This window comes from Streptomyces sp. NPDC104096 (assembly GCF_055584385.1).
In genome coordinates this window covers 1-2785 of sequence record NZ_JBVJMD010000147.1, presented here as the reverse complement: position 1 = coordinate 2785, position 2785 = coordinate 1, and the positions used below count along the sequence as shown (strand labels likewise).

General features: G+C 72.2%; 4 protein-coding genes. 2 read left to right on the top strand and 2 right to left on the bottom strand.

The window, feature by feature from the left end; genetic code table 11:
• Window positions 1–689 precede the first annotated feature (689 nt).
• Together ACZ60B_RS42815 and ACZ60B_RS42810 are read right to left on the bottom strand one after the other, a co-directional pair.
• The gene (locus tag ACZ60B_RS42815; RefSeq protein WP_469397467.1) at window positions 690–1541 is read right to left on the bottom strand and encodes an oxygenase MpaB family protein; all 852 of its coding nucleotides are present in this window, start codon (window positions 1539–1541) and stop codon (window positions 690–692) included.
• A gap of 78 nt (window positions 1542–1619) precedes the next feature.
• Complete coding sequence (locus ACZ60B_RS42810) at window positions 1620–1763, bottom strand: hypothetical protein (protein WP_469397465.1); 144 nt, start codon at window positions 1761–1763, stop codon at window positions 1620–1622.
• A gap of 35 nt (window positions 1764–1798) precedes the next feature.
• Between ACZ60B_RS42810 and ACZ60B_RS42805 the strand changes: the two genes are divergently transcribed.
• Together ACZ60B_RS42805 and ACZ60B_RS42800 are read left to right on the top strand one after the other, a co-directional pair.
• Window positions 1799–2071 (top strand): hypothetical protein, encoded by a 273-nt coding sequence (locus ACZ60B_RS42805; RefSeq protein WP_469397463.1) that lies wholly within the window; start codon window positions 1799–1801, stop codon window positions 2069–2071.
• A gap of 130 nt (window positions 2072–2201) precedes the next feature.
• On the top strand, window positions 2202–2785 hold a 584-nt coding region (locus ACZ60B_RS42800), incomplete at its 3' end, for an RNA-guided endonuclease TnpB family protein (protein ID WP_469397458.1).

Below are 2785 nucleotides of genomic sequence, written 5' to 3'. Positions count from 1 at the left end.
GCCGGGTGCGCGCTGCGCACCGGCGGCCCGGGGAGCAAACTTTGCGTCGGTCCGGCACTGACGTCCGCTCCGGCCCCGTACCCGCAGGTCAGCGCACCCTCCCTGCGGCTTGAGGGGCAGCGGCGGCGGCAGCTCGAGGGCGGGCGGACATCGAGGTGCAGGACGGTGAACTCCCCGTTGCAGCGCGTGACGCGACGGACCGGGCACGGTGCTGCCGGAGTACTGAAGCTACGGCACGCGGGCCGGGGGCAGACGATCACCTCATGCCGAACTCACGTCCTCTCTCGGAGCAGGGCTCGACCGCAAGCGCACCGTCCCGCCGACCGGACCTCGGGATCCGAGGTCTGACAGTCCGGGTCCTGCCCGTCGTATGCGGCTGTGTCCTGTTCGTGATCCTCTTCGTCTTGGTCCTCGCCGAAGTCCTCGCCTGGTGGTTCAGTACCCACACGTGGAAGTGGCCCGGCGCGGGCGGTTGAGCGAATTTCGGGACAGGCAAGACGGACGGCGGTGCGCGCGAGGGAGCTCGGGCGGGGACAGCGCGGCGGGCGAGGGCGGCGTGATCGCGAGGGCGGCGTGATCGCGAGAGCGGGTCACACTGCCGTGCACCGACGGGCGAGTCGTTCCTGGGCGCGGACATCGCCGGTGGACATGTGGCCGGGGGCGGTGGGAGGGAGAAGCCGGGTAATTGCTCACTCCGGCCGGGACTGTCGAGGTGGGGTCATGGCCCAGCGGATGGTCCGGGTCAGGGCCTGGCCGGTGGCGCGTACGGCGAGGTCCTCGACGACCGGCACACGGGGCAGCCACAGCATGCCGCGGGCCCAGGGCGGGAGCAGGGCGACGGCGCTTGCGGCCAGACCGCCGTAGAAGGGCCGCACCGCAAGCGGCAGAGGAGGTCGCAGCAACAGGAAGCGGGCGGCACCCCGGGCCTCGGCCGTGGCCCGTAGCTCGGGCCGGTAGGCGCTCAGGCGGTCGGACAGCTCGCGGCGGTCGCGCGGTGGGTCGCTCACCCCCAGTGCCTCGGCGACGCGCGCAGCGTCGGCCACGTAGGCGTCGTAGCCGGCAGCGTCCAGCGGGCAGGCTCCGTAGCGTTCGTGGGCACGCAGGAAGCTGTCCGTCTCGGCGGCGTGCACCCAGCCGAGCAGGTGCGGATCCGCCGCGTGGTACGGCACGCACTCGGCCGTTGTTCCACGGATCCGCTCGTGGATGCCACGGACCCGGTCGACCGCCCGCTGGGCGTCCGCGGCGGTACCGTAGGTCGTCACGGCCAGGAAGGTGCTGGTGCGCTGGAGCCGGCCCCAGGGGTCCCCACGGTAGCCGGAGTGCCCGGCCACCGCTGCCATGGCGAGCGGATGCAAGGACTGCAACAGCAGTGCGCTCAGCCCGCCGATGAACATCGAGGCATCACCGTGGACCGTACGGATCGGGCGGTGCGGTCCGAACCAGCGCGGGCCGGGGGTGTGGTGGATACGGGCCCGTGTCACCGGCCCGTCGGGGCCCGCGACACGACGGAACAGGGCCTGGCCCAGCTGCTCACGGACCATGGTCAGCACGGTCGGCCTCCCTTCTCCTGCCGCCCAGTGTCCGTCACATGTGCCCGAACCCGGGCACGGCAGTGCGGTTCACCGGCCGCGGGCCCCTGCCGTGGCTCGCGGTGCGGCGTCGGCCGTGCTGCCCTGGCCGATCCGGGTGACGTCGCCGCCCAGGGCGAGTTCCGGGCTCTCACCGGGCGTCCAGGCCCTGGCCGGGAGGAAGGCGTTCGACAAGCGGTGACCCGACACCGAGGCCGGCGTGGGAAGGAGTGGGCAGTCACGGCGCCGGGCCGGCCACCTTCCTCGACGAGGCCGGCGAACAGGTCGTCGAGGTCCTGCGTCCCGAGCGGCAGGCGACCCGCGGCAGCCGCAGGACCGACATGCTCGACGCCATCCGAGCAGCCGAGGAAGCCCTGGCCGGTGAGCACCTCATCGAGCCGAGGGGGTCCAAGGTGAACGCGAGGCCCTGCGGGTTCTCCTCGTCACCTGCCACGGTGCTCTGCTCACCTCCCCAGCCGCGATCAACCAGCTCAAGGGCCTGATCATTTCGGCACCCGACGACCTTCGCGCTGAACTGCGGAAACTCCAGCGTCCGGCACAGATCAACCGCTGTGCCCAGCTGGTTTCAAGTCGAAGCGGAACGCACGCCTGTCCTGCCGCTTCACGACCGGCGTGATTCGTGTGGACACCGACGGCCTGCATGTCACGCTGCCCCGGCTCGGCACGATCCGCACCCACGAGCCCACCGCGGGGCTCCTCGGCCGCGTCGAGGCCGAGACCGCCCGCATCCTGTCCGCGACCGTCCGGCACGAACGCGGACGCTGGTTCGTGTCCTTACAGACCGAGGTGAAGCGCGACCTCGAACGCGTGACGCGCCCGGACGCGGCGGTCGGCATCGACCTCGGCGTGAAGAGCCTCGCGGTGATGGCCGACAGCACCGATGAGATCCGCACCGTGCCCAACCCCGGGCACTACGACGCCGCGCTCAAGCAGCTGCGCCGCGCCTGCCGCATCGTGTCCCGCCGCCAGGGCCCGGACCGGCGCACCGGGCAGAAGCCGTCGAAGCGGTGGGAGAAGACCAACGCCGCACGCAACCGCGTCCATCACCGGGTGGCGAACCTGCGCGAAGACGCCCTGCACAAGCTCACCACCGCCGTGGCCGCCGAGTACGGCACGGTCGTGGTCGAGGACCTCAACGTCGCCGGGATGCTCCGCAACCGGCGCCTGGCCCGCCGGATCGCCGACGCCGGATTCGG

Coding starts and splice junctions, on each gene's coding strand:
- ACZ60B_RS42815 (WP_469397467.1), bottom strand. CDS start 1,541: ATGGTCCGTGAGCAGCTGGGCCAGGCCCTGTTCCGTCGTGTCGCGGGC.